This window comes from Marinobacterium sp. xm-d-579 (assembly GCF_013282935.1).
GTDB lineage: Bacteria > Pseudomonadota > Gammaproteobacteria > Pseudomonadales > Balneatricaceae > Marinobacterium_E.
The window spans coordinates 318,858-345,416 of the sequence record NZ_WBYP01000001.1 but is presented as its reverse complement, the minus strand read 5'-3'; the positions used below and the strand labels follow the sequence as shown (position 1 = coordinate 345,416).

At 49.8% G+C, this 26,559-nt stretch carries 26 protein-coding genes; 20 read left to right on the top strand and 6 right to left on the bottom strand.

From position 1 onward, the window contains the following. Window positions 1–250 precede the first annotated feature (250 nt). The 6 genes from pilB (at window position 251) to yacG (ending at window position 6,191) form a co-directional block, all read left to right on the top strand. Window positions 251–1,966, top strand: a complete 1,716-nt coding sequence (gene pilB, locus XMD579_RS01755) for a type IV-A pilus assembly ATPase PilB (protein ID WP_173505717.1) — start codon at window positions 251–253, stop codon at window positions 1,964–1,966. A 36-nt stretch (window positions 1,967–2,002) separates the two neighbouring features. Then, the gene (locus XMD579_RS01750) at window positions 2,003–3,250 is read left to right on the top strand and encodes a type II secretion system F family protein (RefSeq protein WP_173505716.1); all 1,248 of its coding nucleotides are present in this window, start codon (window positions 2,003–2,005) and stop codon (window positions 3,248–3,250) included. 481 nt (window positions 3,251–3,731) lie between these two features. Further along, window positions 3,732–4,946, top strand: coding sequence for a bifunctional glutamate N-acetyltransferase/amino-acid acetyltransferase ArgJ (argJ, locus tag XMD579_RS01745; protein WP_173505715.1), 1,215 nt, complete (start codon window positions 3,732–3,734; stop codon window positions 4,944–4,946). Window positions 4,947–4,967: 21 nt separating this feature from the next. Then, window positions 4,968–5,366, top strand: a complete 399-nt coding sequence (gene mutT, locus XMD579_RS01740; RefSeq protein WP_173505714.1) for an 8-oxo-dGTP diphosphatase MutT — start codon at window positions 4,968–4,970, stop codon at window positions 5,364–5,366. Further along, entirely contained in the window at window positions 5,366–5,968 is a 603-nt protein-coding gene (gene coaE / locus XMD579_RS01735) for a dephospho-CoA kinase (RefSeq protein WP_173505713.1), read from the top strand. Before mutT ends, coaE begins: the two co-directional genes overlap by 1 nt. 16 nt (window positions 5,969–5,984) lie before the next feature. Continuing rightward, entirely contained in the window at window positions 5,985–6,191 is a 207-nt protein-coding gene (gene yacG, locus XMD579_RS01730; RefSeq protein ID WP_173480423.1) for a DNA gyrase inhibitor YacG, read from the top strand. 241 nt (window positions 6,192–6,432) lie between these two features. On the opposite strand, the gene nadC is transcribed toward yacG, so the two are convergent. Beyond that, window positions 6,433–7,272 (bottom strand): carboxylating nicotinate-nucleotide diphosphorylase, encoded by an 840-nt coding sequence (nadC, locus tag XMD579_RS01725; RefSeq protein ID WP_173505712.1) that lies wholly within the window; start codon window positions 7,270–7,272, stop codon window positions 6,433–6,435. 101 nt (window positions 7,273–7,373) lie between these two features. Here nadC and ampD point away from each other — a divergent pair, with 101 nt between their 5' ends. Then, entirely contained in the window at window positions 7,374–7,928 is a 555-nt protein-coding gene (gene ampD, locus XMD579_RS01720) for a 1,6-anhydro-N-acetylmuramyl-L-alanine amidase AmpD (RefSeq protein ID WP_173494792.1), read from the top strand. On the opposite strand, the gene XMD579_RS01715 is transcribed toward ampD, so the two are convergent. Beyond that, entirely contained in the window at window positions 7,921–8,637 is a 717-nt protein-coding gene (locus XMD579_RS01715) for a 16S rRNA (uracil(1498)-N(3))-methyltransferase (RefSeq protein ID WP_173505711.1), read from the bottom strand. The two genes, ampD and XMD579_RS01715, sit on opposite strands and share 8 nt — an antisense overlap. A 75-nt stretch (window positions 8,638–8,712) precedes the next feature. On the opposite strand from XMD579_RS01715, the gene XMD579_RS01710 reads away from it, so the two are divergent. Further along, window positions 8,713–10,047 (top strand): MATE family efflux transporter, encoded by a 1,335-nt coding sequence (locus tag XMD579_RS01710; protein ID WP_254443728.1) that lies wholly within the window; start codon window positions 8,713–8,715, stop codon window positions 10,045–10,047. A gap of 255 nt (window positions 10,048–10,302) precedes the next feature. Next, window positions 10,303–11,052, top strand: coding sequence for an acetoacetyl-CoA reductase (gene phbB, locus XMD579_RS01705; RefSeq protein ID WP_173480427.1), 750 nt, complete (start codon window positions 10,303–10,305; stop codon window positions 11,050–11,052). 110 nt (window positions 11,053–11,162) lie between these two features. Here phbB and XMD579_RS01700 read toward each other — a convergent pair whose 3' ends face one another. Continuing rightward, on the bottom strand, window positions 11,163–11,582 hold the full coding sequence (locus tag XMD579_RS01700) for a YchJ family protein (RefSeq protein WP_173505710.1): 420 nt from the start codon (window positions 11,580–11,582) through the stop codon (window positions 11,163–11,165). 81 nt (window positions 11,583–11,663) lie between these two features. On the opposite strand from XMD579_RS01700, the gene sbcB reads away from it, so the two are divergent. After that, a complete protein-coding gene (gene sbcB, locus XMD579_RS01695; protein ID WP_173505709.1) occupies window positions 11,664–13,109 on the top strand; it encodes an exodeoxyribonuclease I in 1,446 nt (481 codons plus the stop codon). A 9-nt stretch (window positions 13,110–13,118) separates the two neighbouring features. On the opposite strand, the gene XMD579_RS01690 is transcribed toward sbcB, so the two are convergent. Next, entirely contained in the window at window positions 13,119–15,860 is a 2,742-nt protein-coding gene (locus tag XMD579_RS01690) for an insulinase family protein (RefSeq protein ID WP_173505708.1), read from the bottom strand. Between the two features lie 141 nt (window positions 15,861–16,001). Here XMD579_RS01690 and XMD579_RS01685 point away from each other — a divergent pair, with 141 nt between their 5' ends. The 8 genes from XMD579_RS01685 (at window position 16,002) to nadA (ending at window position 23,118) form a co-directional block, all read left to right on the top strand. Then, window positions 16,002–16,385, top strand: coding sequence for a DUF6394 family protein (locus XMD579_RS01685; RefSeq protein ID WP_173480431.1), 384 nt, complete (start codon window positions 16,002–16,004; stop codon window positions 16,383–16,385). Next, window positions 16,382–18,076, top strand: coding sequence for a TrkA family potassium uptake protein (locus XMD579_RS01680; protein WP_173505707.1), 1,695 nt, complete (start codon window positions 16,382–16,384; stop codon window positions 18,074–18,076). The genes XMD579_RS01685 and XMD579_RS01680 overlap by 4 nt, the downstream gene beginning before the upstream one ends. After that, on the top strand, window positions 18,073–18,987 hold the full coding sequence (locus XMD579_RS01675; protein WP_217364067.1) for a DMT family transporter: 915 nt from the start codon (window positions 18,073–18,075) through the stop codon (window positions 18,985–18,987). The genes XMD579_RS01680 and XMD579_RS01675 overlap by 4 nt, the downstream gene beginning before the upstream one ends. A gap of 18 nt (window positions 18,988–19,005) precedes the next feature. Beyond that, window positions 19,006–19,869, top strand: coding sequence for a Tim44 domain-containing protein (locus XMD579_RS01670; protein ID WP_173505706.1), 864 nt, complete (start codon window positions 19,006–19,008; stop codon window positions 19,867–19,869). A 95-nt stretch (window positions 19,870–19,964) separates the two neighbouring features. Next, the gene (gene pal, locus XMD579_RS01665; protein ID WP_173480434.1) at window positions 19,965–20,483 is read left to right on the top strand and encodes a peptidoglycan-associated lipoprotein Pal; all 519 of its coding nucleotides are present in this window, start codon (window positions 19,965–19,967) and stop codon (window positions 20,481–20,483) included. Further along, window positions 20,483–21,328, top strand: coding sequence for a tol-pal system protein YbgF (ybgF, locus tag XMD579_RS01660; RefSeq protein ID WP_173480435.1), 846 nt, complete (start codon window positions 20,483–20,485; stop codon window positions 21,326–21,328). Before pal ends, ybgF begins: the two co-directional genes overlap by 1 nt. A 14-nt stretch (window positions 21,329–21,342) precedes the next feature. Further along, on the top strand, window positions 21,343–22,017 hold the full coding sequence (gene queC / locus XMD579_RS01655) for a 7-cyano-7-deazaguanine synthase QueC (RefSeq protein WP_217363676.1): 675 nt from the start codon (window positions 21,343–21,345) through the stop codon (window positions 22,015–22,017). Between the two features lie 57 nt (window positions 22,018–22,074). Beyond that, on the top strand, window positions 22,075–23,118 hold the full coding sequence (gene nadA, locus XMD579_RS01650; RefSeq protein WP_173505705.1) for a quinolinate synthase NadA: 1,044 nt from the start codon (window positions 22,075–22,077) through the stop codon (window positions 23,116–23,118). Window positions 23,119–23,162: 44 nt separating this feature from the next. Here the strand turns inward: nadA and XMD579_RS01645 are convergent, their stop codons facing one another. Then, window positions 23,163–24,584 carry a M48 family metalloprotease gene (locus XMD579_RS01645; RefSeq protein ID WP_173505704.1) on the bottom strand — a complete coding sequence of 474 codons (1,422 nt, stop codon included), beginning with the start codon at window positions 24,582–24,584 and terminating at the stop codon, window positions 23,163–23,165. Between the two features lie 63 nt (window positions 24,585–24,647). Between XMD579_RS01645 and XMD579_RS01640 the strand changes: the two genes are divergently transcribed. Continuing rightward, window positions 24,648–24,884: a sulfurtransferase TusA family protein gene (locus XMD579_RS01640; protein WP_173505703.1), complete on the top strand. Its 237-nt coding sequence runs from the start codon at window positions 24,648–24,650 to the stop codon at window positions 24,882–24,884. A 7-nt stretch (window positions 24,885–24,891) separates the two neighbouring features. Then, window positions 24,892–25,965 (top strand): AI-2E family transporter, encoded by a 1,074-nt coding sequence (locus XMD579_RS01635; RefSeq protein ID WP_173480440.1) that lies wholly within the window; start codon window positions 24,892–24,894, stop codon window positions 25,963–25,965. Window positions 25,966–26,020: 55 nt separating this feature from the next. On the opposite strand, the gene bcp is transcribed toward XMD579_RS01635, so the two are convergent. Beyond that, the gene (gene bcp / locus XMD579_RS01630; protein ID WP_173505702.1) at window positions 26,021–26,470 is read right to left on the bottom strand and encodes a thioredoxin-dependent thiol peroxidase; all 450 of its coding nucleotides are present in this window, start codon (window positions 26,468–26,470) and stop codon (window positions 26,021–26,023) included. Between the last annotated feature and the right edge of the window lie 89 nt (window positions 26,471–26,559).

Below are 26,559 nucleotides of genomic sequence, written 5' to 3'. Positions count from 1 at the left end.
AACTATTAAATAAAATAAGCGGTACATCCCTTGTGCCACTTGAACCCTCCCTGAGGGCTTCTCAATCCGTTACCTTTAAAGTAGACCAGATTTGGGAAGTTCCAAGTAAAAAAGTAAAAAAAATGCCAAAAAATTTTAAAAATACTGATTTAACTCACTTTTTTATCTTTAAACGTGCAGGTTTTCGATATCTTTGCCATAGTTAAGATAGTTAATAGAGAATTTTTGACCCATTATTTAGGAATCTTCTGTGCAGGCATCGAGTAACTTAAGCGGTTTAGCGAAGCGGTTGGTTAGTGACGGTGTGTTTACAGCCGAGACTGCGCAACAGGCTCTGCTTAAAGCGCGTGCCGAGCAACGCTCGTTTATCTCTTACCTGATTGCCAATCGTGTTATCAGTGCCCGTCGTGCCGCCAGTGCTGCATCTGAAGAGTTTGGTCTGCCGGTATTGGATCTAGATGCGATCCCATTAGATGTAATCCCTAAAGATGTGGTCGATTCTAAGGTGATTGTTCGCCACCACGCACTGCCGCTGATGAAGCGTAATTCTCGTCTCTATGTGGCGATCTCGGATCCGACCAATATCAAAGCTCTTGATGAAATGCGCTTTACTAGCGGTCTTCCGACCGAAGCGATATTGGTGGAAGAGGATAAGCTGACTCGTAAGATCGAGATGGTACTCGATTCCGAGGACAGTTCTGCCTCCCTTGGCGATCTGGGTGATAGTGACTTAGATAACCTCGAAGTGAGCGATACGGAGCTGCCGAAAGAGGAGAGCAGTGCCGAGGATGCCGCATCCGATGCGCCAATTGTTCGCTTTATCAATAAGATTCTGTTGGATGCCATTAATGGTGGTGCGTCCGATATTCACTTTGAGCCCTACGAGAAGAGCTACCGTGTCCGTTCGCGCATCGATGGTATTTTACAAGAGGTCAGCTCGCCGCCTAGAAACCTGGCAGCGCGCCTCTCTGCCCGTCTTAAGGTGATGTCTAATATGGATATTGCTGAGCGCCGTGTGCCGCAAGATGGTCGTATCAAGTTAAAGATCTCGGCTAAACGCTCGATCGATTTTCGTGTGAATAGCCTTCCGACTTTATGGGGCGAGAAGATCGTACTGCGTATCCTGGATCCCTCCAGTGCCAAGATGGGCGTTGACGCACTGGGTTTTGAGCCAGGTCAGCGTGAGCTCTACCTAGATACTCTGGCTCGTCCTCAAGGTATGGTGCTGGTGACCGGTCCAACTGGCTCGGGTAAAACAGTGACGCTCTATACCGGTTTGAACATCCTCAATGAAGAGGAGCGTAACATCTCCACTGCGGAGGATCCGGTCGAGATCAATATGGATGGAATCAACCAGGTCCATGTGAATCCGAAAGTGGGTTTAACCTTTGCCGAAGCGCTGCGCGCCTTCCTGCGCCAAGACCCTGATGTCGTCATGGTCGGTGAGATTCGAGACTTGGAGACTGCCGAGATCGCGATTAAAGCGGCTCAAACCGGCCACATGGTGTTATCAACCTTGCACACCAACTCGGCACCCGAGACATTGACGCGTCTGCGTAACATGGGGGTGGCGTCGTTCAATATTGCCACCTCGGCCACTCTGATCATTGCGCAACGTCTGGCACGCAGACTCTGTACCGGCTGTAAAAAGCAGACCGATATCCCACATGAGACCTTATTGGAACAGGGGTTTGAAGAGTCTCAACTGGCTGATCTGCATCTGTTTGAACACAACCCAGAGGGTTGTCCTCGCTGTAACCGTGGTTACCGGGGGCGTGTCGGTATCTATGAGATGCTGGAAGTGACGCCGGCGGTGGCTGAGTGCATTATGGAGAATGGCTCGTCGCTCGACATCCTTGAGGTGGCGAAACGTGAAGGCTTTGCTACGCTTAGGACAGCAGGGCTTAAAAAGGTTGCTGAGGGACTGACCAGTCTCGAAGAGATGAACCGCGTCATTAAGAACTGATCATTGACGCTTAATTGATTGATAGAAGTACTCTGAATGGCGAAGACCGTAGCGCGAAAAAAAATTAAAGAGCCAAAGATTCTGACCTTTGCTTGGACCGGCAAAGATAAAGCCGGTAACAAAAGTAAAGGTACGGTTGATGCGTTGACGCTCTCTGAAGCAAAGATCCAGTTGCGTAAGCAGGGTATCAACTACGACAAGGTCAAAAAGCAGAGCGTTTCGATCTTCTCCAACAAAGATAAACCGATTAAACCGATCGATATCGCCTTTTTTACGCGTCAAATGGCGACCATGATGCGTTCGGGCGTTCCACTATTGCAGGGCTTAGATATCGTCGGTCAGGGTGCTGAGAAGGCGAAACTGAAAAAACTGATTTACGATATTCGTGCGGATGTGAATGGTGGCTCGGATCTATCGACTGCGTTGTCACGCTTTCCACAATATTTTGATGATCTCTACGTCTCGTTGGTCGCTGCCGGTGAGCAGTCGGGTTCCCTAGAGGCGATGCTGGATCGCTTGGCACTCTACAAAGAGAAGAGTGAAGCGCTTAAAGCGAAAATTAAAAAAGCACTGACCTATCCAACAGCGGTTATTGTGGTCGGTCTTCTGGTTACCGCGATTCTGTTGGTAAAAGTGGTACCGGTATTCGAGGATGTCTTCGGCAGCTTCGGTGCCGACCTGCCCGCCTTTACTAAGTTCGTGGTTAATCTCTCAGAGATCGCGCAAAGCTATTGGCTCTATGTGCTGGGCCTGCTGTTTGTCGGTGGCTACTTCTTCCGGCGCGGCATGATCCATTCGAAGAAGTTTAGAGACTCCGTCGAACGAGCCAGTCTTAAAATCCCAGTGATTGGTGGCATCCTCTATAACGCAGCGGTTGCTCGATTTGCCCGGACACTGGCGACCACCTTTTCGGCCGGTGTCCCTTTGGTGCAGGCTCTGGAGTCCTGTGCGGGTGCCGCCGGTAACGTGGTGTTCCACGATGCCATCATGCAGATCCGCAACGGTATTGCGGCCGGCCAATCCCTGAAAAATGCGATCAATATGACCGGTGTATTCCCTGTGATGACCGTTCAGATGGTCGCCATCGGTGAAGAGGCCGGTTCACTCGACTCCATGCTTGATAAAGTCGCCGAGTTCTTCGAAGCGTCTGTCGACAACGCCGTCGATAACCTATCCAGCCTGTTAGAACCGCTGATCATGGTGGTGCTAGGTACCTTGGTCGGTGGTTTGGTTGTTGCCATGTACCTACCGATCTTCCAGCTTGGACAGGTTGTAGGAGGATAGTTTTCTATCCTCCAGTGACAGGCTTCAGCCTGTCATCTGCTGGTAGATTTTAACCGGCGATCTGGAAAACGTTGAAAGAGTGGATGTCAGGCTAAAGCCAGACACCGCTGCTGTTGGTTAGATCCCCATTAATTCCAATCGAGGTCTTGAAAAGGCCGCGATAGATTGGTGTTTATTTGAAGAGTGGTGTCAGACCAGAGGTCAGACACCGGTGTATTTAACTCGCTACGCAGCTGCGGGTCTGACCTCTGGTCTGACCCAACTTTCTCAGCGTTTTCCAGATTGTCTGAGAGTCTACCAGCGGATGGCAGTGTGCAGGCCAGTCACAGGCACGATTGCTGACCAAAAAGTACCAATGGCCAGCCTTTAGGCTGGGTATTCGTTTTTGACCTTTAAAACCACCCAAACAAAAATAGTTAGCTGGCTTAGATCAAACCCATTAAAATAACGGCCTATTATTTTTAACTCCGAGGAACTCTCCATGGCTGTCGGTCCTGACACTCTTCCTACGCTTCACCCTGTTGCAGGTTTCAAAATTGGTATTGCCAGTGCGGGCATTAAGAAGCCTGGGCGTCGCGATGTTGTGGTGATGGAGTTTCCTGAGAGTGCATCAGTAGCGGGTGTTTTTACTAAGAACGCTTTCTGTGCGGCGCCTGTTCATTTAGCGAAAGCCAATATGGCGACGGGTCAGGTGCGTTACTTGGTGACTAATACAGGTAATGCGAATGCCGGTACCGGTGAGCAAGGCATGGCAGATGCTAAAGCGGTCTGTGCTGAGCTTGCACAGCGCGCGGGTATTGCTGCAACTCAGGTGATGCCATACTCAACGGGCGTCATTGGTGAGCCTCTGCCTGTCGATAAGATCGTCGGTGCTTTAGATGCTGCATTGGCAGATCTTAAAGAGGACAACTGGTTGGATGCTGCTTGGGGCATTATGACGACCGATACTCGCGCCAAAGCAGCCTCTGAGCAGATCGACGTGGATGGTAAAACCATTACGATTACCGGCATCTCCAAAGGTGCAGGGATGATCATGCCAAACATGGCGACAATGCTAGGGTATGTGGCGACCGATGCCGAGATCGATCAGGTATTGTTGCAGTCGTGGATGAGCGCGGCGACGGAACGATCGTTTAACCGCATTACTGTCGATGGCGACACCTCGACAAATGATAGCTGTACTCTGGTTGCGACGGGTGCTTCTGGGGTTCGAATAGAGGCGGACAGCGCTGCAGCAACGGCCTTTGTTGAAGCCTTTAACCGTATTATGTTGCAACTCGCTCAGTTGATTGTGCGTGATGGCGAGGGCGCAACGAAGTTTGTTGAGATCCGTGTCGACTCGGCTGAAACGTCAAAAGAGGCGTTGGATGTTGCTTACACCATTGCTCATTCGCCACTGGTGAAAACCGCTCTATTCGCCAGTGACCCTAACTGGGGCCGTATCTTGGCCTGTGTGGGTCGTGCCGGCATTGAAAACCTTGATCTGGACGCGCTGCAAATCTACTTAGGCGATGTCTGCATTGTCGAGAAAGGTGGTCGAGCGGCCAGCTACACCGAAGAGCAGGGGCAGGCTGTGATGAATGAGGAGGATATTCTGATTCACGTGGTGCTCAACCGAGGTAGTGCGAGCGAGACGGTTTGGACGACTGACCTATCGAAAGAGTACGTGTCGATCAATGCTGACTACCGTTCATAAGAGACTGTTTAAAGATTCGCTATGAAACAGATACTGGTTGCTGCCGCTGCAATACTGAATCCACAAGGCCAACTGCTGATTGCCAAGCGCCCCGATGATAAACACCAGGGCGGGCTTTGGGAGTTTCCGGGCGGTAAGGTAGAGGCAGAAGAGTCGGTTGAGACAGCACTTAAGCGTGAACTGCTTGAGGAGATCGGTATTGAGGTTGTGCAGTGCGAGCCTCTGGTCCGTATTGAGCACGACTACAGTGATAAATCGGTTGTCTTGGATGTCTGGGTGGTCAGCTCATTCAGTGGCGAAGCGTCCGGTTTAGAAGGCCAACCTATTGAGTGGATCAACCCTGTTGAGATGGACTCCTACCAATTTCCAGAAGCGAATCTGCCGATTATCGCCGCACTGAAAACGAGATTGGGCCTCTAATGCCTCCGTTTATTTTGGGGCTAACTGGCGGCATAGCCAGCGGTAAAACGGCCGCCGCTGATCGTTTAGAGTCCCTCGGTGCAACACTGGTGGATACCGATCTCATTTCGCGCGAAGTGGTAGAGCCTGGTCAGCCGGCGCTGACTCAGATTGAACAGCATTTTGGGCCTGAAGTGATTCAAGATGATGGCCAGTTGAATCGTGCGGCACTGCGTGAGAGGGTCTTTAAAGATCCTAATGAGCGTCAGTGGTTAGAGGCTTTGTTGCACCCGCTAATTCGTCAAAGGACCCTCGAACGCGCTTTAAACGCAGATACCCCAATCGCGGTGGTGGTTGTACCGTTGCTGTTTGAGAGCGGGCACTACCAAGAGATTGATGCATCGCTAGTGATCGATGTGCCGGTCGAGGTACAACGACAGCGAACCTTGAGTCGTGACGGTGTAAGTGAAGCGCAGGTCGATTCGATTCTTGCCGCCCAGATGGATCGTCAGTCACGAATTGATCGGGCCGATTATGTGATCAGCAATACCGGCACCCTGGATGAGCTTTATTCTCAGGTGGATGCGCTCTATCATCAGCTGACCACTCAACAAACGACATAATCCGACAGGAGCCCTTGTGAAAGTTAAATGCCCCACCTGCGAAAAAAAGGTCGAGTACTCCACCGAAAACAAGTACCGCCCATTCTGTTCAGAGCGCTGTAAGTTGATTGACCTAGGCGAGTGGGCAAGCGAGGGGTACAAGGTCGCGACTCAGCCGGATATTGAGGATTTCAGTTCGGGTATGAGTCCGGAAGAGTTTGAACATACACCGACTCGGCATTGAGTTTGTTGGCAAACTTTACCCGACGATCTGGAAGATGCTGATAAAGTTGGGTCAGACCAGAGGTCAGCCCCGCGACTGCGTATCGAGTTTAATACACTAGTGACTGGCTTCAGCCTGTCATCTGCTTTATCGGTGTTTTCCAGATAGGTAATAAATTCTAACGGCGGATGACAGGCTGAAGCCAGTCACCGGCACTATCGCGACCTCTGCGAGATCGCTCCTACGATATTACTTATCTGAACTAGACCAACCGCATTGATAGATCAATCGCGCGGCAGTGCTTGGTGAGGGCACCAATCGAGATGTAATCAACGCCTGTTTCGGCGTAACTCACGAGAGTGTCGTCGGTGATGTTGCCGGACGCTTCCAGTTTGACTCTGCCATCGACCAGGGCAACCGCTTCGCGCATTTGATCCGGCGTGAAGTTATCGAGCATGATGATGTCTGCACCCGCTTCTAGGGCTTGGTTTAACTCGTCAAAGCTTTCGACTTCCACTTCCACCGGTTTGCCTGGGTGGTTGGACTTGGCTTGTGAAATGGCGGATTCAATGCCGCCGGCCGCTAGAATGTGATTCTCTTTGATTAGAAACGCATCAAACAGACCGATGCGGTGGTTGTAGCAACCGCCGCAGGTGACGGCGTACTTCTGTGCCAAACGCAGCCCCGGAAGTGTCTTGCGCGTATCTAAGAGTTTAACTGGGGTGTTGGCGACCTTGTCAGAGTACTGTTTGGCGAGGGTGGCAGTGCCTGATAACGTTTGAAGGAAGTTCAGTGCTGCGCGCTCTCCGGTCAATAGGCTTCTGGCCGAACCTTTTAGAGTGAAGAGCAGTGTGTTCGGTGCGACGGAGTCCCCATCTGCCACTTTCCAATCTACCTCTACGGTCGGATCGACCTGCTTAAAGACCTCATTGACCCAAGCACTGCCGGCAATCACCGCTTGATCGCGTGAGATGATCTCGGCATTAGCCTGCTGGCTCTCTGGGATCAATTCCGCCGTGATGTCACCTGTACTGACGTCCTCTTCAATTGCAAGACGGACATTCGCTTCAATGGTGGGCTTTAGGGTTTCTAGCGTTAGCATCGACAGGGACTCTTCGGGTAATATGATTTGAGCAGGTATTGTACGTGATCTTACCTGCATCGCCACTGTTAGCGGGGTTCAATTTGTCAGTTAGTTTCAGTATCGATCGACCTTCAGGCCGGCTCATAGGCGCCGACTGGATCGCCTCGCCCAATTGTAATGAGCGACCGAGTGATGAGATCTCACTGTTGGTGATTCATAACATCAGCCTGCCTCCAGGACAGTTTAATACTCAGGCGGTAGAGCGCTTCTTTTGTAATGAGTTGGACTGCAGCGAGCACCCCTACTACCAACAGATAGAGGGGTTAGAGGTCTCTGCCCATCTGCTTATAGAGCGGACGGGGCGTGTGGTTCAGTTTGTACCATTTAACAAGCGTGCATGGCATGCGGGGCAGTCCAGTTTTGATGGACGCGAACAGTGTAATGATTTCTCGATTGGCATTGAATTGGAAGGGAGCGATGATCAACCCTTTACCGATCAGCAGTACGACCAATTGGTTCAGATCACTGAGCAACTGCTGACCCACTACCCGCTGATTACCCCACACCGAATCACCGGCCATAGTGATATTGCGCCGGGACGTAAAACCGATCCGGGTCCCTGTTTCGATTGGGATCGTTATTTAAACGCCCTTGGATCTCTGCCAGCTAACTAATGGGAAACAGTCGCGACAGTAACACGGGCACAGCGGTCTCGACCCGTAAAATCCGCTCCCCAAGGTGAATAGCCTCTAGCCCCTGTTGCTGCATCAGATCGACTTCGTAAGGGATAAATCCGCCTTCAGGACCGACTGCTATCAATGTCTCTTTATCTGATGGTTCAGGGCAGAGTGAAGCGTTGTAGGGGTGGGCGATCAGTGCGCGTTTCCCATTAACCAGCGCTGGCAGTTCATCCTCAACAAAGGGTTTAAATCGTTTACGGATATGCACTTTGGGCAGTTGTGTGTCGCCAGCTTGCTCTAGACCCAGAATCAGATGTTCGCGGATCGAGTCTTCTGACAGGACAGGCGTTGACCAGTAGCTCTTATCGACGCGATAGGCGTTGATCAGGTAGATCTCTTTTACCCCCATGGCGGCTAGGGTTTGAAAGGTCCGTTTCAACATTTTTGGACGGGGTAGGGCCAGTAGTAGAGTCGCTGGCAGTGGTTTGGGGGGCTTTTTTTGAAGGTCAACCTTAAGGGATACCGACTCAGAATCGATCTGATCCACTCTGGCTGAGCCAATCAGTCCATTCAGTTCGCCAGCTCTTAGGGTGTCGCCGACCTCTAGTTTTTGTACTTCAAGCATGTGGCGGTGACGACGGTCACTGATGCGCACCTCAGTTGAGGAGGTGAAATCCTCTTTTTCTAGAATCAGTAAATTCACATTAAGCCCTGACAAATTTTGTAATAGTGTACTGCAAAGCTGGGTGTGCGTGGGAACCTAGGTTATAGTGCCCGCATGTCTAAAGCTGCAGATCTGACCAATGACCCGATAAGACCGACACTGGTGCGCATGACCGTACCCATGATGTTCGGCATGATCAGTCTGATGCTGTTTAACTTGGCGGATGCTTGGTTTGTCGGTCGCTTAGGCACCTGGCCACTGGCGGCACTGTCGTTTACCTTCCCAATTAGCTTCTCGCTGACCAGTCTGGCCATCGGTCTTGGTGTGGGGACGTCCGCAACCTTAGCGCGCCTGATCGGTCGCGGTGAGAAACAGCGGGTAGCACGTTTAGCGACTGATAACCTACTGATGGCAGTTTTGATTACTGCTGTGGTGGGCTTTATCGGGCAGTTTCTTTTGATTCCTATCGTAGAGTTGATGGGGGCTGCTGAGTATCTGATCCCTTATATAGACGCATACATGTCGGTCTGGTTCTTTGCGGCCATCTTTATGGTTCTGAATATGGTCTGTAACAGCACCTTCCGCTCGATGGGTGATACTCGCACCTCAGCCGCGCTGATGTTGGGCTCTTCAATTCTCAACTTTATCCTGGATCCCATCCTGATTTTTGGTTGGGGCGCTATTCCTGCGATGGGCATACAGGGTGCTGCCATTGCTAGCTTAATCGCTTGGGCGATCACCTCTGTGTTAGCGATTTGGGTGCTGTTCGTTCGTAAAAAGATGATCCTGCTAGGTGTGTTAGACCCAAGCGTGCTGTTTAAAAACTGGCGTGCAGTCTTAAAGATCAGTCTGCCCGCAGCTCTGTCAAATATGATGACACCCTTGGCTAACGGGATTCTGACAGCGATTGTTGCTCAGCACGGAGCAGCTGCGGTTGCTGCGTTTGGGGTAGGCAGTCGTATCGAATCTCTGGCCCTACTGGTCTGTTTGGCATTGTCGATGACGTTGCCACCTTTCATAAGTCAGAACTTAGGTGCGAAACAGATCTCGCGTGTTAAGTCTGCCTACAGTGATGCGGTGTTCTTTGCACTGAGTTGGCAGCTGTTGATCTACTTGCTGTTAGCCTTGGGGGCAGGGCTTTGGGTGCCACTGTTTACTAACGACTCTGAGGTTGGTCGCTGGTTGGTTCTCTGGATGTTGATTGTACCGCTGGGCTTTGGATTTCAGGCGACTACTTTCCTCAGCTCGTCCAGCTTTAATGCTCTGCATCTACCTTATCATGCGATGCGTGTCAGCATCGTTCGACTCTTTCTCTTCTACATTCCACTCGGCTGGCTAGGTAGCACCCTGTTCGACCTTAAAGGGCTCTTTATCGGCCTAGTGGTAGCGAATGCGCTGACGGCGCTGTTCGCTTGGTTCTGGATGATCCGGACCCTAAAAAGGGTCTAATCAGACGTCATACCACTGTCATCTCTCTGGTTTAAATTGATCCACTACTTTGGTTCATTGTCTGACATTAAAACTTGTCAGGTTCTAAAAAGTAGAGTAATTACTTATCTAACGTAGGGTTTTTAAAGCCTCCATGGTCTATGTTTTTCCATTTCTTGTTTGCAGAGAGTGGAACGCAGAACGCAAAAAGAGAGGCCAATTCCCTGCATATCAATCGCCTCATTGAGAGTCGATCACAACACAAGGGTGAATAATATGAGTCAAAAAGTCGCACTTGTTACTGGTGGTACCGGTGGCTTGGGTGTCAGCATCTGTCGCAAATTGGCTGATGCTGGTTTTAAAGTCGTTGCTGGCTACAACTCAGGTGGTAATCACGAGAAAGCCAAAGCTTGGCAAGAGGAGCAACGCAAAGATGGCTACGAGATCGAAGTCGCTTACGGTGATGTCACTAATGCTGAGTCTTGTGCTGAGTGTATTGCGACGGTTGAAAGGCTAACTGGTGGTTCAGTTGATGTCCTAGTCAACAATGCGGGTATTACTCGCGATGGTCAGTTCAAGAAGATGAGCTGGGAACAGTGGGACGAAGTACTTAGCGCCAACCTCGACAGTATGTTCCACATGACACGCCTAGTGATTAACCCAATGCTTGAGAAAGGCTTTGGTCGTATCATCAATATCTCCTCTGTGAATGCGCAGAAAGGTCAGTTCGGTCAGGCAAACTACTCTGCAGCTAAAGCGGGTATCCACGGCTTTACCAAGGCGCTGGCGCAAGAGGTGGCTGCTAAAGGGATTACCGTCAATACGGTGTCACCTGGTTATATCCTAACTCCAATGGTGGCTAAGATTGATCAGGCAATTCAGGATAAGATTACCTCAACGATTCCGGTTAAACGTTTCGGTACACCGGATGAGATCGGCCGTACGGTAGCGTTTATTGCGGACGAAGAGTCGGGTTACATGACCGGTGCGGACTTCTCAGTGAACGGTGGTCTACACATGTTCTAATCCCTCTCTAATGCCTATCTAATAGCTTTAGGGATTAATCGATGTCAGACGCTATTTTGCTTAACAGGCCCACTCAATGGCCAAGCAGGTGCGTCTGACTTCTCTTTCACTTAATTGACTTCTACTTCACCATCCACATAGATCCATTTGTCTGCGTCGCGGCGAAAATTGGATCGTTCGTGCAGCACCCCAGCTCGTCCATCGGCCGCTTTAAAGTGAGCATTGAACTCGACCTGCCCCTTTTGATGCAGAGGTCCACCCTCATGCGTATCCAGTATCTCCAGTTTCACCCACTGGGTTGAGCGAAGCTCTTGTGCCAGCATGTTCGCTTCACCTGGTGAGCGTCGCTCTGGCGCTAAAGTATCGATCAGATAGTCCACAGCACCGACAGAGAAAGCTGTGTAGCGTGAGCGCATCAGCTTTTCAGCAGTGGGTGCGACTGCGATGCCGGCTAGATAGGGTTGGCAGCACTCTGAAAAGGGGGCGCCACTGCCGCAGGGGCAGTTTGATTCAGTAGGATTGTTTAGCATTTTTAGAACTCTCTTAGCCAGAATGGAAAGGGCCTGTTACTCTTAACGCTATTATCAGCAATTTTCATCAAGGATGCGAAGATGAGTGCGCAAAACGAGACGTTTTTTTGGCACGACTACGAGACCAGCGGAACCGATCCACAACGAGATCGTCCCATGCAATTTGCTGGTATTCGGACCGATGCCGACCTCAATATCATTGAGGATCCTGTGATGATCTACGCTCGTCCTGCCGATGATATGTTGCCGCACCCGATGGCCTGTTTGATTACCGGGATTACGCCACAAATTGCCTTAGAGAAAGGGGTTAGTGAAGCCGAGTTTATCGCTAGGATTCATGCAGAGTTGGCTCGACCAGGTACCTGCGGTGTCGGTTACAACTCAATCCGCTTTGATGATGAGGTGACGCGAAATACCCTCTATCGCAATTTCTACGATCCCTATGCGCGTGAGTGGCAAAATGGCTGCTCTCGTTGGGATATCATCGACATGTTACGTCTCACTCGCGCACTTCGTCCCGATGGAATCGTTTGGCCTAGCTACGAAGATGGCACGCCGAGTTTGCGTCTGGAAGATCTGACCAAGGCTAACGGCATTGAGCATGGTAGTGCCCACGATGCGTTATCTGATGTCTATGCCACCATTGCGATGGCCAAGCTGGTTAAAGAGAGACAACCCAAGCTGTTTGATTATGTGATTCGTCATCGCTCCAAATTGGCGATTCAAAAACTGATCGATCCGCAAAGCATGAAGCCGGTGTTACACGTCTCATCACGTTACCCGGTAGAGCAAGGCAATATGGCGGTTGTTGCCCCGATTGCGGTGCACCCAACCAACAAGAATGCCAGCATTGTTTGGGATCTACGACACGACCCAGCCCCGCTTTTTGAACTGACTGCCGAGCAGATTAAACAGAATCTCTATCTCCCGCGCGATCAGCGTGATGAGAATACCCCTAAATTAGCTCTGAAGTTACTGCATGCCAATCGTTGCCCGATTGTGGCACCGGCCAACATGCTGCGTGGTGATGAACCGGCAAAGTTTGCCATTGATGGCGATCAATGTCGGGCGCATTTGGCGCTATTGCGCAATGAACCCAATCTCCGAGAGAAACTGATGGCGGTTTACCAAGAGGATCGCGATGCGATTGCTGACCCTGATCTGCAGATCTACTCTGGTGGCTTCTTCTCCAATGATGACAAAAAACTGATCGATCGCGTGCGTGAGGCGGATGAAGAGAGCTTGTACGAATTACAGCTGCCGTTTCAGGATCCCCGTCTAGAGGAGATGTTGCTGCGTTATAAAGCTCGAAATTTCCCAGAAACCCTAACCGATGAGGAACAGTTGAGTTGGGAGGAGTTTCGAGCGCAAAAGCTACTGAAAGGCACCGGTGGTTACCTCACCTTTGAAGCACTCTATGCAGAGCTGAATCGCATTGCTGAACTACCGGAGACTACGGCTGAGCAAAGGGCGATATTGGAAGATATCGCCCTCTATGCGGAGTCGATCTACCCCTTTGAACCTTAGAGAGTATGACTAAGATTGCTCAGGGTTAGCCTCTATCCAAAGTTTACGTTCAAGCAGCTGATCTGCGCGTTTGAGTATCTGCTCAGGCGTCAGATGGTCTAACGCGGTTAGAAGCTGCTCTCTGGTATCAAAGTTTAGGTTGTCACGATCAATCTCTCGCCAGAGTCTTTCAGTCTCATCCGCCAACCGCTTGGAGGGTGACGCAATCCGCGAGCGCAGACTTGCTCGGTATTGATCGATGTTTTGCTCTAGCTCTGCTACTAACCCTGCACGCCAACCCGATAAGAAATCACTATAAGCCTGTTTCAGCGCTTGCGAATCAGCCGTCGGAGATTGCACGGTCAAACCGACTCCGGGTGTTTCACCTATGGGTAGAAAGTTTGAAAAGACCACATAGCCCAGTTGCTGTTCTGTTCTCAGCTGAGTGTAAAACGGCGTCGACAGAAGCTCGTTGATCAGAGCGGTTTCCACGCGTGCTTGAGCGGTGTCACTGTCCGCCTGAAGGTAGAGCAGTAGTGCGGAGTCGGTATGTGCTACCGAGATCGATTTGGTTGTCTCTGCCTCAGCTAGGCTCTTCGCTTTTATTGGGCTGACTTTTACGGATTTCATTTCAGAGAGTACTGAGTGAACGGTTGAGCTTATCAACTCGGCTTGTTTTCGATTGATATTACCGTGGATAAAAAGTTTTAACTGACTCTCTGCGAGCAGTTGCTCTCTCTGCTTAGAAAGATCAGCCAGTGTAATCGAGTCAATGACAGACAGTTTCTCTTTACTGCTCCAACTGTTCAACAACTCTTGGTAAAGCAGGGCAAAGGTTCGGTTGTAAGGCTTCTCTTTAAGACTGTTGGCAAGATCCTCTTTAAGGTTCTGCTTCAATCGCGCAAATAACGCCTCATCCTGTAATGGCATACTCAGTGACCTGAGCAGTGTTTCTAACAGACGATCCAGACGCTGGTTGTAACCACTCACTTTAATGGATAGGCCTCGCAGGTGAGGGTAGAGCTCTGCATTCAGTCCAGCCAGTGCAGCATCGTAGAGCGCTTCGTTGAGCTGCTCATTGATCATGTCGGTCAACAGTGAATTGGCGACGGATGCGGCAGCATCAGGCTGAGCCTTATTTGACAGAATTGCCAGATTGATTGCCCCTCTGGGCTGCTTGTAGCTGACATCAACCTTGTGCAGGGCTGTGAGATTGCCCTTTTGAAAAATAGTCTCAGGTAACTCTGCTTGCGACTCTTCGAGAAGATCGAACTGATCGGCAATGTAGGGGTTCAAGGGTTTTATGCTAAGAGCAGGAATGGATTTAGGCCTCCTCCAACGCTCTAGAAGGGCGGAGTCGATTGTTTTAATGCTGTAGTCGATCTCATATCGAGGTTCTTGCTGATCCGTCTCAACCTCTTGTGAATAGAGGCCTAGCACTAGGTTGTCCGGCGTCATGTACGAGAGGTAGTCGTTAATCAACGCGGCATCAAACTGATCAAAGGCGTAGGAGGCCCTGATCAATTCAGCCTCAGGGTAGTCCACCATCATCTGAGAAAGACGCATCACGTTGTGGATCGGTTCTGAACTCTGCTGGAATCGGAACTCATTCATCGCAAGAAGAGCTTGTTCATCAAAGAGTGACTGTTGAACACCGGCCTGTTTAATAAGCTCAAATTTGCTAAACACTGCCTCAATCACACGCTCTTTCTGCTCCAGACCTTTTAGGGTGAGATCGATATGGATATCAAAGGTCGATTGTTCGGGTTGATCGATGCCAATCCAAGCCCCGACGCTATCGGCTAGACCTTCATCCTTAAGGTAAGAGAGGAGTGACCCTTTGCCCTCATAGCCGATTTGGTTTGCAATAAAGTAGAGCGGTTTTTTCTTCCAGTAACCTTCTCTGGGGGGAACAGGAAAAGTGAGCGTTAGTTGGCGGCTCTCTTTGAGGGTTTTGATGCGAATCTCACGACCTATCTCGTTCTCTGTGAACAGCGGCACCGCATCGCTGTAGGGCGTGGCGTTGCTGTTTTTAACCTTAGAGAAACGCTGAGTTACTAGCGTCTCTAGTTCGTCTAAAGAGAGCGGTGCGCTGACCACTAGTGTCATCAAATTGGCCGAGTAGTAACGGTTGTAAAAGTCGATCAAATCGGGGCGGATGGGGTTCTCTGGCGTGTTTTCCAGAGTATCGAGGTTGCCGACCGAAAACTGGGTCCAGTTGTGCTCTGGGTTCATCGCCTCTTTTTTAGCCACGTAGATGCGACGTCCATCATCCAGCCGTTTTGACTCGTACTCAGAGTGGACGGCATTTCGTTCACGATCCACGTAAGCCTCAGTGAAGAGTGGTGCTATGAAAAATTGAGCGAAACGATCGAGCGCTTCTGGGAACGCCTCTGCTCGGACATCAAAAAAGTAGTTCGTATCATCGTAGGCGGTGAAGGCGTTGTGGCTGCCGCCATTAGAGTTAATGAACGCTTGATAGGCGTCCGCCTCTGGGTATTTTTCGGTGCCTAAAAAGAGCATGTGCTCTAGGAAATGGGCCAGTCCTGCACGCTCCGGTGGGTTGGCGCTACTACCTACTTGTACATTCAAGGAGGCGGCTCCTTTGTCGCTCTGCATATCCGAGATCAGCAATGCTCTTAACTGATTGTCCAGTTCAAGAATTCGATACTCACGAGTGTCGTTGAGGCTTTTGATTATGTCGGCACCAACGATCGACGACAGTGATAAAAAAACGAGAAATAGAAGAGAAACGATCGATTTCTTGATCACGATGTGAAATACCCCCTAGATAAACAGTCACGATAAGTGTTAGCTTCAGTCATTAATATTAAGCCTAACTTAAACGTCGTTAAGATGTTGAACAGAAATACGTTTTAAGCTGACTAACTGGATTATTGGGAGCGCTTGTTGATGAACCGTGAAAAGGTTGTATTTGGATTCTTTATCATCTTAGCCCTGACGCTGAATGTCGGCTTTGTTCTTGGGGATATCGATAACCCTGCACATCATGAAGTGTTTGAGCTCTTTTTGGCCCTGGTGGTTAGTTTAATTTGTACGGTGTTGAAGTTTGGTGACCGCAGCCACCTTGGAGCACTGCTGCTGGCGACTAGCTTGGTTGCCGATTTGCAATTGATTGCCGCTGCTGTGGTCTGGGCCTATGCAGAGCAGATCTCGTCACTAGGAATGACGGATGGGACGATGGCCAGTATTGTGTCGCTTGCAGCTGGCGCACTGGTGGCGAATGTTGTGTCGGTGGTTCTGCTAGTGGTTGAGAGTGCGTCGATTCGTCGATGAATACGCTGCTCTATATCCTACTTAGGCGGCTAAGACTGCCCCTGAGCGTTCTAATCGGCGTTTACGCCGTCTCTGTGCTTGGGTTTGTTTTAATACCTGGGCTTGATGATCAGGGTCAGCCTTGGCGTATGGATTTCTTCCACGCCTTCTACTTTGTCTCGTTTATGGGTTCCACCATCGGTTTTGGTGAGATTCCTTACCCATTCACCAGTGCTCAGCGGATGTGGACCCTGGTCTGCATCTACGCAACCGTCATTGCTTGGCTCTATGCCATCGGTGCCATGTTGAGTGTGCTGCAAGATCAAGGATTCTCGCGTCTGTTGCGCACTCGCCGTTTTGCTCATCAAGTTCGATCGATTCGAGAGCCCTTCTATCTAATTTGTGGCTTTGGCACAACGGGCCGAGATGTGGTGGCTGGACTAGAGCAACAGGGTATCAAGTCAGTGGTCATCGATATCGATCAGAGCCGAATTGATGCTTTAGAACTTGAACAGTATTCACTGCCGGTGGTGGGTCTATGTGCCGATGCTTCACTGCCAGAAAATCTCGATCTGGCCGGTTTGCAGAACTCAAGTTGTCTGGGTGTGTTGGCCCTGACCAATGATGATAACGTCAATCTGTCGGTCTCGATTGCCAGCAAGCTGCTCTATCCGAAACGCATTGTGGTGAGCCGCAGCGAAAATGATACGACCACTGCCAACCTCTACTCCTTTGGCACCGATCTGGTAGTTGACCCCTTTAAGCAGTTTGCCGAGTACCTTGGCCTAGCGGCCCACAGCCCGCAAAAGCACCTGATCGTTGATTGGCTAATTTACTCTGAGCACCGCTCAATCGCATCAACCTATAAGCATCAATCGGGTCGATGGATTTTATGTGGCTATGGTCGCTTTGGTCGCGCGTTAGCTGGCTCAATGCGTGCTGAGGGGACAGAAATTACGTTAGTGGATCCTCATATGGATAGCTTCAGAGGTGATGAGCCCACATCGATTGTCGGTATAGGTACCGAGGCATCTACCCTGATTCAAGCGGGTGTTGAAGAAGCGGTGGGTATTATTGCTGGTACAGGTAATGATGCGGATAATCTGTCGATCATCATGACGGCTCGCGAATTAAATCCTAGGTTGCAGACGGTTGTTCGCCAAAACTTGGACTCTAATGAGTTAATTTTTGAACGGCTCAAAGCTGATTTTGTTATGAACCCCGGTCGCACCATTGCCAGTCGCATTCTGGCTCATCTGCGTACACCTTTGCTGGCTGAGTTTTTAGACCAATCGATGGCGCTTGATGAAGTGGATGCCAGAGAGCTCATTCAGCGCCTAAATCGCTTGGTAGGTGATGGCCAGGTTCGCATTCAGGCTTTTACACTGGGAGAAGAGACGCCTGCAGTAAAAGAGTGGATAGAATCTGGTCAGACATTGACGTTACGATCACTACTCAAATCCCCAGCAGATCGAGCAAAGGAGCTGAAATGTTTGGCTCTGCTGGTGAAGCGTGGTGATCAATTTATGATCGAGCCGGGTGAGCTGACTGAGCTGCAGTTGGGAGATCAGATCCTGTTTGCCGGGAGAGGGGCGGACCTGTCTCAACAGCGCTGGTTGTTTGAGAACGCTCGTACTCTCAATTACGTTGTGACAGGTGAAGAGCCGCATTACGGTCTGTTGAGTTATTTTGCTAAAGGAAATGCACGTTGATCGCCTATCTATTGTTGATCTTAACGCCACTATTTTGGGCGGGTAATCATGTCGCGGCTAAAGGAGTGGCTGATATTGCCGACCCACTATTGATGGCATTTTTACGCTGGGGACTCGCCTTTTTGATCCTATTGCCTTTCTGGCTGCCCAAAGCGATTCGGCAATGGCCAATTATAAAAGCGCATTTTCCACTGCTCTTTTGGTTATCACTCACCAGTGTCGGGTGTTTCAACACGTTCATCTATTTGGGGGTTGAGACGACCACCGCGACAAACACTACTTTGATGCATGCGATTATTCCCGTTCTAATTTTGTTGTTGAACCGGCTACTCTTCAAAGAGTCTGTGGGTGGGCTGCAGTGGTTAGGGATTGCGGCATCACTGATGGGAGTTCTGGTATTAATTACCCAAGGTGAGTTGCAGCGAATTGCCTCACTGCATCTTAACCCAGGGGATGTCTGGATATTGGCTGCGATTGTGACTTGGGCTCTCTACTCGATCACCTTAAAGTTCAAACCTAAAGAGCTCGAGCCGTTCACCTTTTTCGGGCTGTCGGTTCTGATTGGTTTGCTGGTGATCTTCCCATTTGCACTGTTTGAGCAGGGTGGCTTTGTCATGCCGACCCTCGAAACGCCAGTCTGGGCGGTTGTGGTCTATATTGCGATCTTTCCGTCGATACTCTCTTACTCTTTCTGGAATCGTGGTGTGGCGCAGTTGGGCGCGTCGACGGCGGGGCTGTTTATCTATCTGATTCCGGTATTCGGCACACTCTTGTCTATCTTGGTGTTGAATGAGACTATGCACAGCTTCCATCTAGTCGGAATTGCCCTCATTGTGCTCGGCATCTGGTTGGCCGTCGTAAGACGAGTGATAGCTGGTATTCGACAGAACCGAATTAAAACCGTTAATTGATCTGAGGTTTATACAATAATGAAACAACTCTTTACGCTCCTGTTTGCATTTTGTTTGGTGGCAGCTATCCCCCATCAAGCGGAGGCTAAACGTTTTGGTGGCGGTTTTAGCTTGGGCAAAAGCTACTCCATGCCTAAGAAGGCGGCTCCGGCTCCGACCAAACAGGTGGCTCCTGCTCAAACCGGATCAAAAACGGCACCGACCTCAACGGCAGGCGGTAAAGCGGGTATGGGTGGTTTAATGGGTGGACTATTGGCCGGCGGTATTCTGGGAGCTCTCTTTTTCGGTGGTGCCTTTGAGGGTATCCAGCTGATGGATATGCTGTTGATTGGTCTGGTCATCTTTATGCTGTTTAAACTGTTCGGGTCGCAAAGAAGGGCTGCTTATGCTGGCGCCTCTCAGGGAGGTTACGCCCCGAATGAAGTACCCATGGCTAGAAATGCTGAACAGGGATTGGGTGGTGCTTCAAACGCTTCAGGTATGAGCGCGACGTTCGCTAAGATTGATACGCCTGAGTGGTTTGATGAAGACGCTTTCCTGGCCGGCGCTAAGGATCACTTCAAAAATTTGCAGAGTGCATGGGATCGTCAAGATTGGCAGGAGATCTCTTCTTACACCTCACCAGAGCTATTGCAGTCGCTTAAAACCAATCGAATGGTGTTACCAGAAAACCAAGTAACTGAGGTTTTGTCAGTTGATGTTGAGTTGGCTAACTTCCAAACGCTGTTGGGTGAACACATTGTAAGCCTCTATTTTGAAGGTGAAATTCGTGAAAACGGTTCGGCCACCACTACACCGTTTGCAGAAGCATGGCACCTCAGTCGAGATGCGGATTTAGACTCTGGAAACTGGACTCTGGTCGGGATTGAGCAGGTTTCTTAAGTTTTTTTAGGTAGTCGCTTGAAATCCTTTAGCTCAGCCTATAGTTTAAGCACTATCCAATAGGACCAATAAAAATTTATTTTAGGAGATTGACGATGCGCGCAATCGCAATGACTCGAGTAGCAGCACTTGCAGCAGCCGTAGCGCTTGTTGCAGGTTGTAGTTCAACTAGCACAACAACGGATGGCGGTGCAGATGGTGCAGCTACCAATAATGCAGCAACCACTCAAGGCGCTGATGGCAGCAATGTGACTGCTGGCTCTTTTGCTGAAGTTGCTAAACTGCGCACCGTTTTCTACTTCGACTTCGATCAGGCTGTTGTTAAACAAGAAGGTTTCTCTGATCTTGAAGCGCATGCTAAGTATCTATCGAACAACCCAGGTGCAACTGTTCGTCTAGAAGGTCACGCTGATGAGCGTGGTACTCGTGAGTACAACATTGCACTGGGTGAACAGCGTGCTAACGCCGTTGCTCGTCTTCTGATGGTTAACGGTGCTGGTAGCAACCAGATCGAAACTATCTCTTACGGTGAAGAGAAGCCAGCTATGCTTGGCCACACTGAAGCTGAGTGGGCGCTAAACCGTCGTGTAGAACTGAGCTACACTAGCCGCTAATGAAATTGCGTCTACTGATTGCTCTACTGACTGCTGGCACTATTGCCAGCAGTTCTGTTTCTGCGGCACAACATTCCCAATCTGCCAACAGTGAACTGGTTCTTCTTTTGCAGCAGTTGCAGGCTGAGGTTCGTCAGTTGCGTGGTGAGATCGAGACACAGCAGTATCGTCTACAAAAGCTCGAAAAAGAGCAGTTGGATCGTTACCGTGATATGGATCGCCGCCTAAGCTCTTTAGTGCTTCAACAAGCTGACCCGCTTGCTGCGCCGGCTCCTGTTGTTGCTGACCAAGTTACGTCTAACCCTGTTGTTGCTGAGACAGCGTCTCCAAGTGTGGCTCTCGGTGAGAATCGGGCTGCTTCCGAAACAAATGCACCCGTATCAAGTAGCGCTGCTGCGACACAGCCAGTTGAGACGACCGTCGCTGGTTCTCCTGTTGAGGCGGAAGCACCTGTAGCCCCTGCTGAACCTACAGTCAGTGATCGAGTGGCTTACCAGCAGGCGTTTACACTGGTTCGTGAACGTAAGTTTGATGAGTCAGTTCAAGCCTTTGAACAGTTTATTCAGACCTATCCTAGCAGTGATAACCTAGCGAATGCCTACTACTGGATTGGCGAAGTGAAGCTTGCTCAACAGCAACTAGATTCAGCTAAAGCCGCATTTGAAACGGTGGTTTCTCAGTTTGTTGGCCATCGCAAGCGCCCAGATGCACTTTATAAACTGGGTGTTGTGCAGGATCGTTTGGGTGATTCTGCAGCGCAACAGAGCAGTTTTAAACAGCTGCTTGATGAGTATCCTAAAAGCTCTGCTGCTGGCCTAGCTCGTAACTACAAGCCTCGCTCATAACTATGAATCAAAAGATGAAACGTGCGGTCGTCCTGCTATCAGGCGGCCTTGACTCTGCTACGGTATTGGCGATTGCTGCTGATCAAGGTTATGAGTGTTACGCGCTAAGCTTTGACTATGGGCAGCGCGCTTTGACTGAACTGAATGCGGCCAAGGCGGTTTGCGCCTCTGTTGGTGCAAAAGAGCATCGTGTCTTCTCGCTTGATCTTGCTCAGTTCGGTGGCTCTGCCCTGACCGATAGTTCGATTGAGGTGCCTGAGGGTGAAACCGAAGGTGTGCCTATCACCTATGTGCCAGCTCGTAATACGATTTTTCTCTCCATGGCGTTGGCCTGGGCGGAAGTATTGCATGCCGATGCGATCTTTATAGGTGTTAATGCCGTGGACTATTCGGGCTACCCTGATTGTCGTCCAGAGTTCATTAAAGCCTACGAAGAGATGGCAAATCTAGCGACTAGAAACGGCATCACGGGTGAGCCATTCAAAATTGAGACCCCTTTGATCGATCTTACCAAAGCAGAGATCATTCAAGCCGGTCATCGCTTGGGTCTGGACTACGCTTTGACTGTCTCCTGCTATCAGTCAGACGATGATGGCAGGGCTTGCGGTCGCTGTGACAGTTGCCGCTTGCGAGCGAAAGGCTTTGATGATGCGGGTGTTCCCGATCCGACACGTTATATCTCAGTTTAACTCTTAACTAATTGACTCGTTACGACGTCGCTTGAAACGTCACTTTTTGAGGTTGCTATGCAAACAAAAGCAGATCTTGATCAACGCATTATGGTGCAAGAGCATTTTGCTCAAGAGCATCTGCCAAGTGATCTCACGCCTGCTCAAGTCGCTGATCTTGAAGAGCAGATAGCGGTTGAGCTGAAAGAGCGCGATGCATGCCTGGTTGCTCACTATTACACTGATCCTCTGGTTCAAGCACTGGCAGAGAAGACCGGTGGTTGTGTTGCTGATTCGCTTGAGATGGCGCGTTTTGGTGCTAATCACTCGGCATCTACTCTTGTGGTCGCTGGTGTAAAATTTATGGGTGAGACGTCTAAGATTCTTAGCCCAGATAAGCGCATCTTGATGCCTACTTTGGAAGCAACCTGTTCACTTGATATCGGTTGTCCTATCGAAGACTTTAGTGCGTTTTGTGATGCACATCCTGATCATGAAGTGGTTGTTTATGCCAATACCTCTGCCGAGGTGAAGGCCAGAGCGGACTGGGTGGTGACATCGAGTATCGCACTGCAAGTCGTTGAACATCTGGTTGATCAGGATAAAAAGATCATCTGGGGCCCTGATAAGCACCTGGGTAGTTACATCGAGAATCAAACGGGCGCAGAGATGCTGTTGTGGGATGGCTCTTGTATTGTCCATGAAGAGTTTAAAGCGAAAGGGTTGTTAGATCTTAAAGCGGTCTACCCAGACGCTGCGGTGCTTGTTCACCCAGAATCGCCCGCTTCTGTTGTCGAGCTTGCCGATGCAGTGGGCTCTACCAGTCAGTTAATCAAAGCGGCTCATGATCTACCAAACGATAGGTTCATTGTAGCAACCGATCGAGGCATCTTCTTTAAGATGCAGCAGGCTGCTCCAGGCAAAACCTTTATTGAAGCACCCACCGGAGGTTCTGGTGCAACCTGTCGAAGTTGCGCACACTGTCCCTGGATGGCAATGAACGGCCTTCAAAATATTTTGGATGGACTGCGTCATGGCCGTGAAGAGGTCTTTGTCGATCCAGAGCTTCGTCAACGTGCGCTTCGCCCACTTGAGAGAATGTTGAGCTTTCAAGCCCGCTAATCTCTAATTGAGTGAGTGACTCTCCCTGTTGCTCACATCAACCTTTATTTAAACAGTTCATCAAACCTCAGTTGGTCTGCTCGAATCTCTCTCTCCCTCTGTTCGAGCCAACCCAGTTGAACTCTATTGTTTCTAGCATCCCTGCGGGCAAACTCTACCTGTCTGAGCGCTAGATCAAACTCAGCTCGCTGAAAAAAGAACTCAATTCGGGTACGGTGAAGCTGCTCTATATCATTGATCAAGCCATAGAGCTCAGCGAGATGGTATAAAAACAGTGTATTGTTGGGGTGATCTCTAAGCAGTTTTCTGTAAAGGCTGATCGCTTGTGAGACGTTTCCCTGCTCTCTATAGGTCTTGGCCAGTGTCGCTTGCACGGCAAAGTCATTAGGGTATAGATCCATCAGCTCTTCGATTAACGGCTCAGTTGGTTGCCCACTGAGAGAGAGTTCAGTTAAACGACTGAGCTGTACCCAAGGGTGTTGTTGCCAGGTTTTGGGGAGTGCCTCCCAATGGTTTTGCGCTTTGTCGCTGTTATTCACAGATAACGCTTTTAAGTAGTGAGTGAAATGCTTGGCTGACTCATCTAATTCTGAGTTGTTTAGTAACTGATTTTCAGCGCCATATTTAATGGCGACTCTCGCTTTAGCAATCATAAAGTTTTGGTAGTCACGATGCTCTGCATTTGCGCTCGGTAAATTCATGGCACGGTTAGTGGAATCAGCGATTCGCGATTCAGTTACTGGGTGGGTTCGTAAAAACTCGGGTACAGCGCTGCCCGAAAAGCGATTGGCTTGGGCTAGCTGTGCAAACATCTGTGGCATCGCTTGAGGGTCATACCCTGCGGCAACCAGCGTGCGCATGCCTGCTTGGTCTGCATCGAGCTCATTTTGTCTACTGAAACTAAGTCGAGCATTTTCAGAAGCACCGATAGTGCCTTGAAGTGCGACCGCTCCTGCGTTGGGGTTGATGCTGGAGAGCAAAATGCTGCCGACGATGCCTGCTAATACCAGTGGTTGTCGCTGCTCGCTGGCCGCTTGTTGTTGTGCAAAGTGACGCTGACTTAAGTGGGCAAACTCGTGAGCGATGACCGACATTAATTGATCTTCTGTCTCTGTTGCTAACAGTAGACCCGCATTGATACCAATGATGCCACCCGGTGCGGCAAAGGCATTAACCTCCTGTTGGTCGATGACCAACAGATCTAACCGTTTATCTTGTAGCTCAGAAAAGGGTGATAGATACCAGAGTCGATCTTTGAGGTAGCTTTCGACGATGGGATCGTCCAGAAGCTGGGCTTGGGCTTTCATCATGCGCATCCAGGCTTGGCCAAGTGCTCTCTCCTGCTCAAGCTGATAGCTCGAGTTGGTGCTGCCTGCTAGGGAGGGCAGGTTCTCTGAGCCTTGCACGTTAAAGCAGATAAGGCTGGATAGTAGAATGATTAAAGGGGTTCGCATCAGAGGTAGCATAGCCTTTGTTCTGTATATCAGTTACATTGCGCCGATAGATTCGCTTTTTACACTGACTTTAGTATGACAGAGATTCACATTGATAAAAGAGTCGACGCGACCGGTTTAGCTTGTCCGCTGCCGTTATTGAAAGCCAAGCAGGCGCTGAACAGCCTTGAAGTGGGGCAGGTCCTTGAGTTGATTGCGACGGATGCGGGTTCTGTACGTGACTTTAAAGCTTATGCTGATCTGTCGAATCATGAGTTGATCTCTACGACAGAGAACAACCAAACCTATATTCACCTTCTTCGCAGAGGTTAATTGAGCGATGCAAAAGATTTTTAGTAAATGGGTACAACGTTACTTCTCAAATGAGGAGGCACTGTTGCTTTTTTTACTGCTGTTTGTCTCTGGTTTGGTGATTTGGCACTTAGGTGGTGCGCTGATTCCGGTCTTTGCAGGGCTCATTCTTGCTTTCATGATGCAGGGCGGTGTCAATCGATTGAAAAGCATTGGCTTGGGTCACAAAAGTGCCGTTGCAACGATGTTTATCGCCTTTACCGGTTTTGTTGTAGCAATGTTCCTGTTCATTCTCCCTGCTGTTTGGACGCAGTTGGTGAACCTGTTCAATGAGCTGCCCGGCATGGTGACCAAGCTGCAGCAGGTATTGATGCTGCTCCCTCAGAACTACCCTGAATTGGTCTCTGCTGAACAGATTCGCAACCTTATCGGCACCGCTGCCGCTGAGCTGAGTCAGTTAGGGCAGTGGCTACTTAGCTTCTCGTTAAGCTCTCTAACGGGTGTGTTAACCGCGCTGATCTACTTCGTTTTGGTGCCTATTCTGGTGCTCTTCTTCCTGTTGGACGGTGATCGTTTGATCGCTGGTTGGACTGCATTTCTGCCTAAGAAGCGGGAGATGATGGATCAGGTCTGGAACGAGATGGACTCTCAGTTGGCTAACTATATCCGCGGTAAGGCGATTGAAATTTTAATCGTTGGTGTCGCTACCTTTATCTCTTTTGCACTGCTGGGTATCAACTATGCTGCGCTACTTGGTTTGTTGGTTGGTCTGTCGGTGTTGATTCCTTATATCGGTGCTGCGGTGGTGACTGTCCCAGTGGCGCTGATTGCCTTCTTTCAATGGGGCTGGAGCGATCAGTTTCTCTACCTAATGCTTGCCTATACGATCATTCAGGCGATCGATGGTAACGTGATTGTACCCTTGCTCTTTTCCGAAGCGGTTAATTTGCACCCGGTCTCTATCATTGTCGCTGTATTGGTGTTTGGAACGCTATGGGGGTTCTGGGGTGTGTTCTTTGCTATCCCGTTGGCGACTCTGGTTAAGTCGATCGTTTCAGCTTGGCCTACAGCGGATGAACTGCCCCCATCTGATGCAGGGTAAGTTGGATCGTCAATTTTAAAAAGAAGGGGTGCTGAGGCACCCTTTATCGTATCGATCAGTCGCCCAATATCTGAGCGGTGTGCTCTTTGGTTTTGACTTTGGCAATTACATTAGAAACCTTGCCCTGCTCATCGATGATGAAGGTGGTTCTGACCGTACCCATGTACTCTTTGCCGTAATTCTTTTTCAGCTGCCAGGTTCCGTAGAGTTCATGAACGGCATTGTCAGTATCGGCAATAAGTGGAAAGGGAAGATCATACTTTTCGATGAAGTTACGATGCTTGGCCTCTGAATCTGTGCTCACACCGATCACTTGATAGCCATTGTCCGCCAATCGCTCAATATTATCTCGCAGGTCGCAAGCTTGAGCGGTACAGCCAGGCGTGTTGTCACGAGGGTAGAAGTAGAGAACAACCTTTTTACCCTTGTACTGACTTAGCGTGATTGTCTCTCCATTCTGGTCCTTTGCTTCAAAGTCCGGAGCTGTTTGACCGACTTCAACCATCTTTATCTCCTAGTAATGCAATAAAAAGTTACTGTGCCTCTACGAATGTTACCCGGAAATCGTTTAAAATGGTTGGCTAAATAGTATTC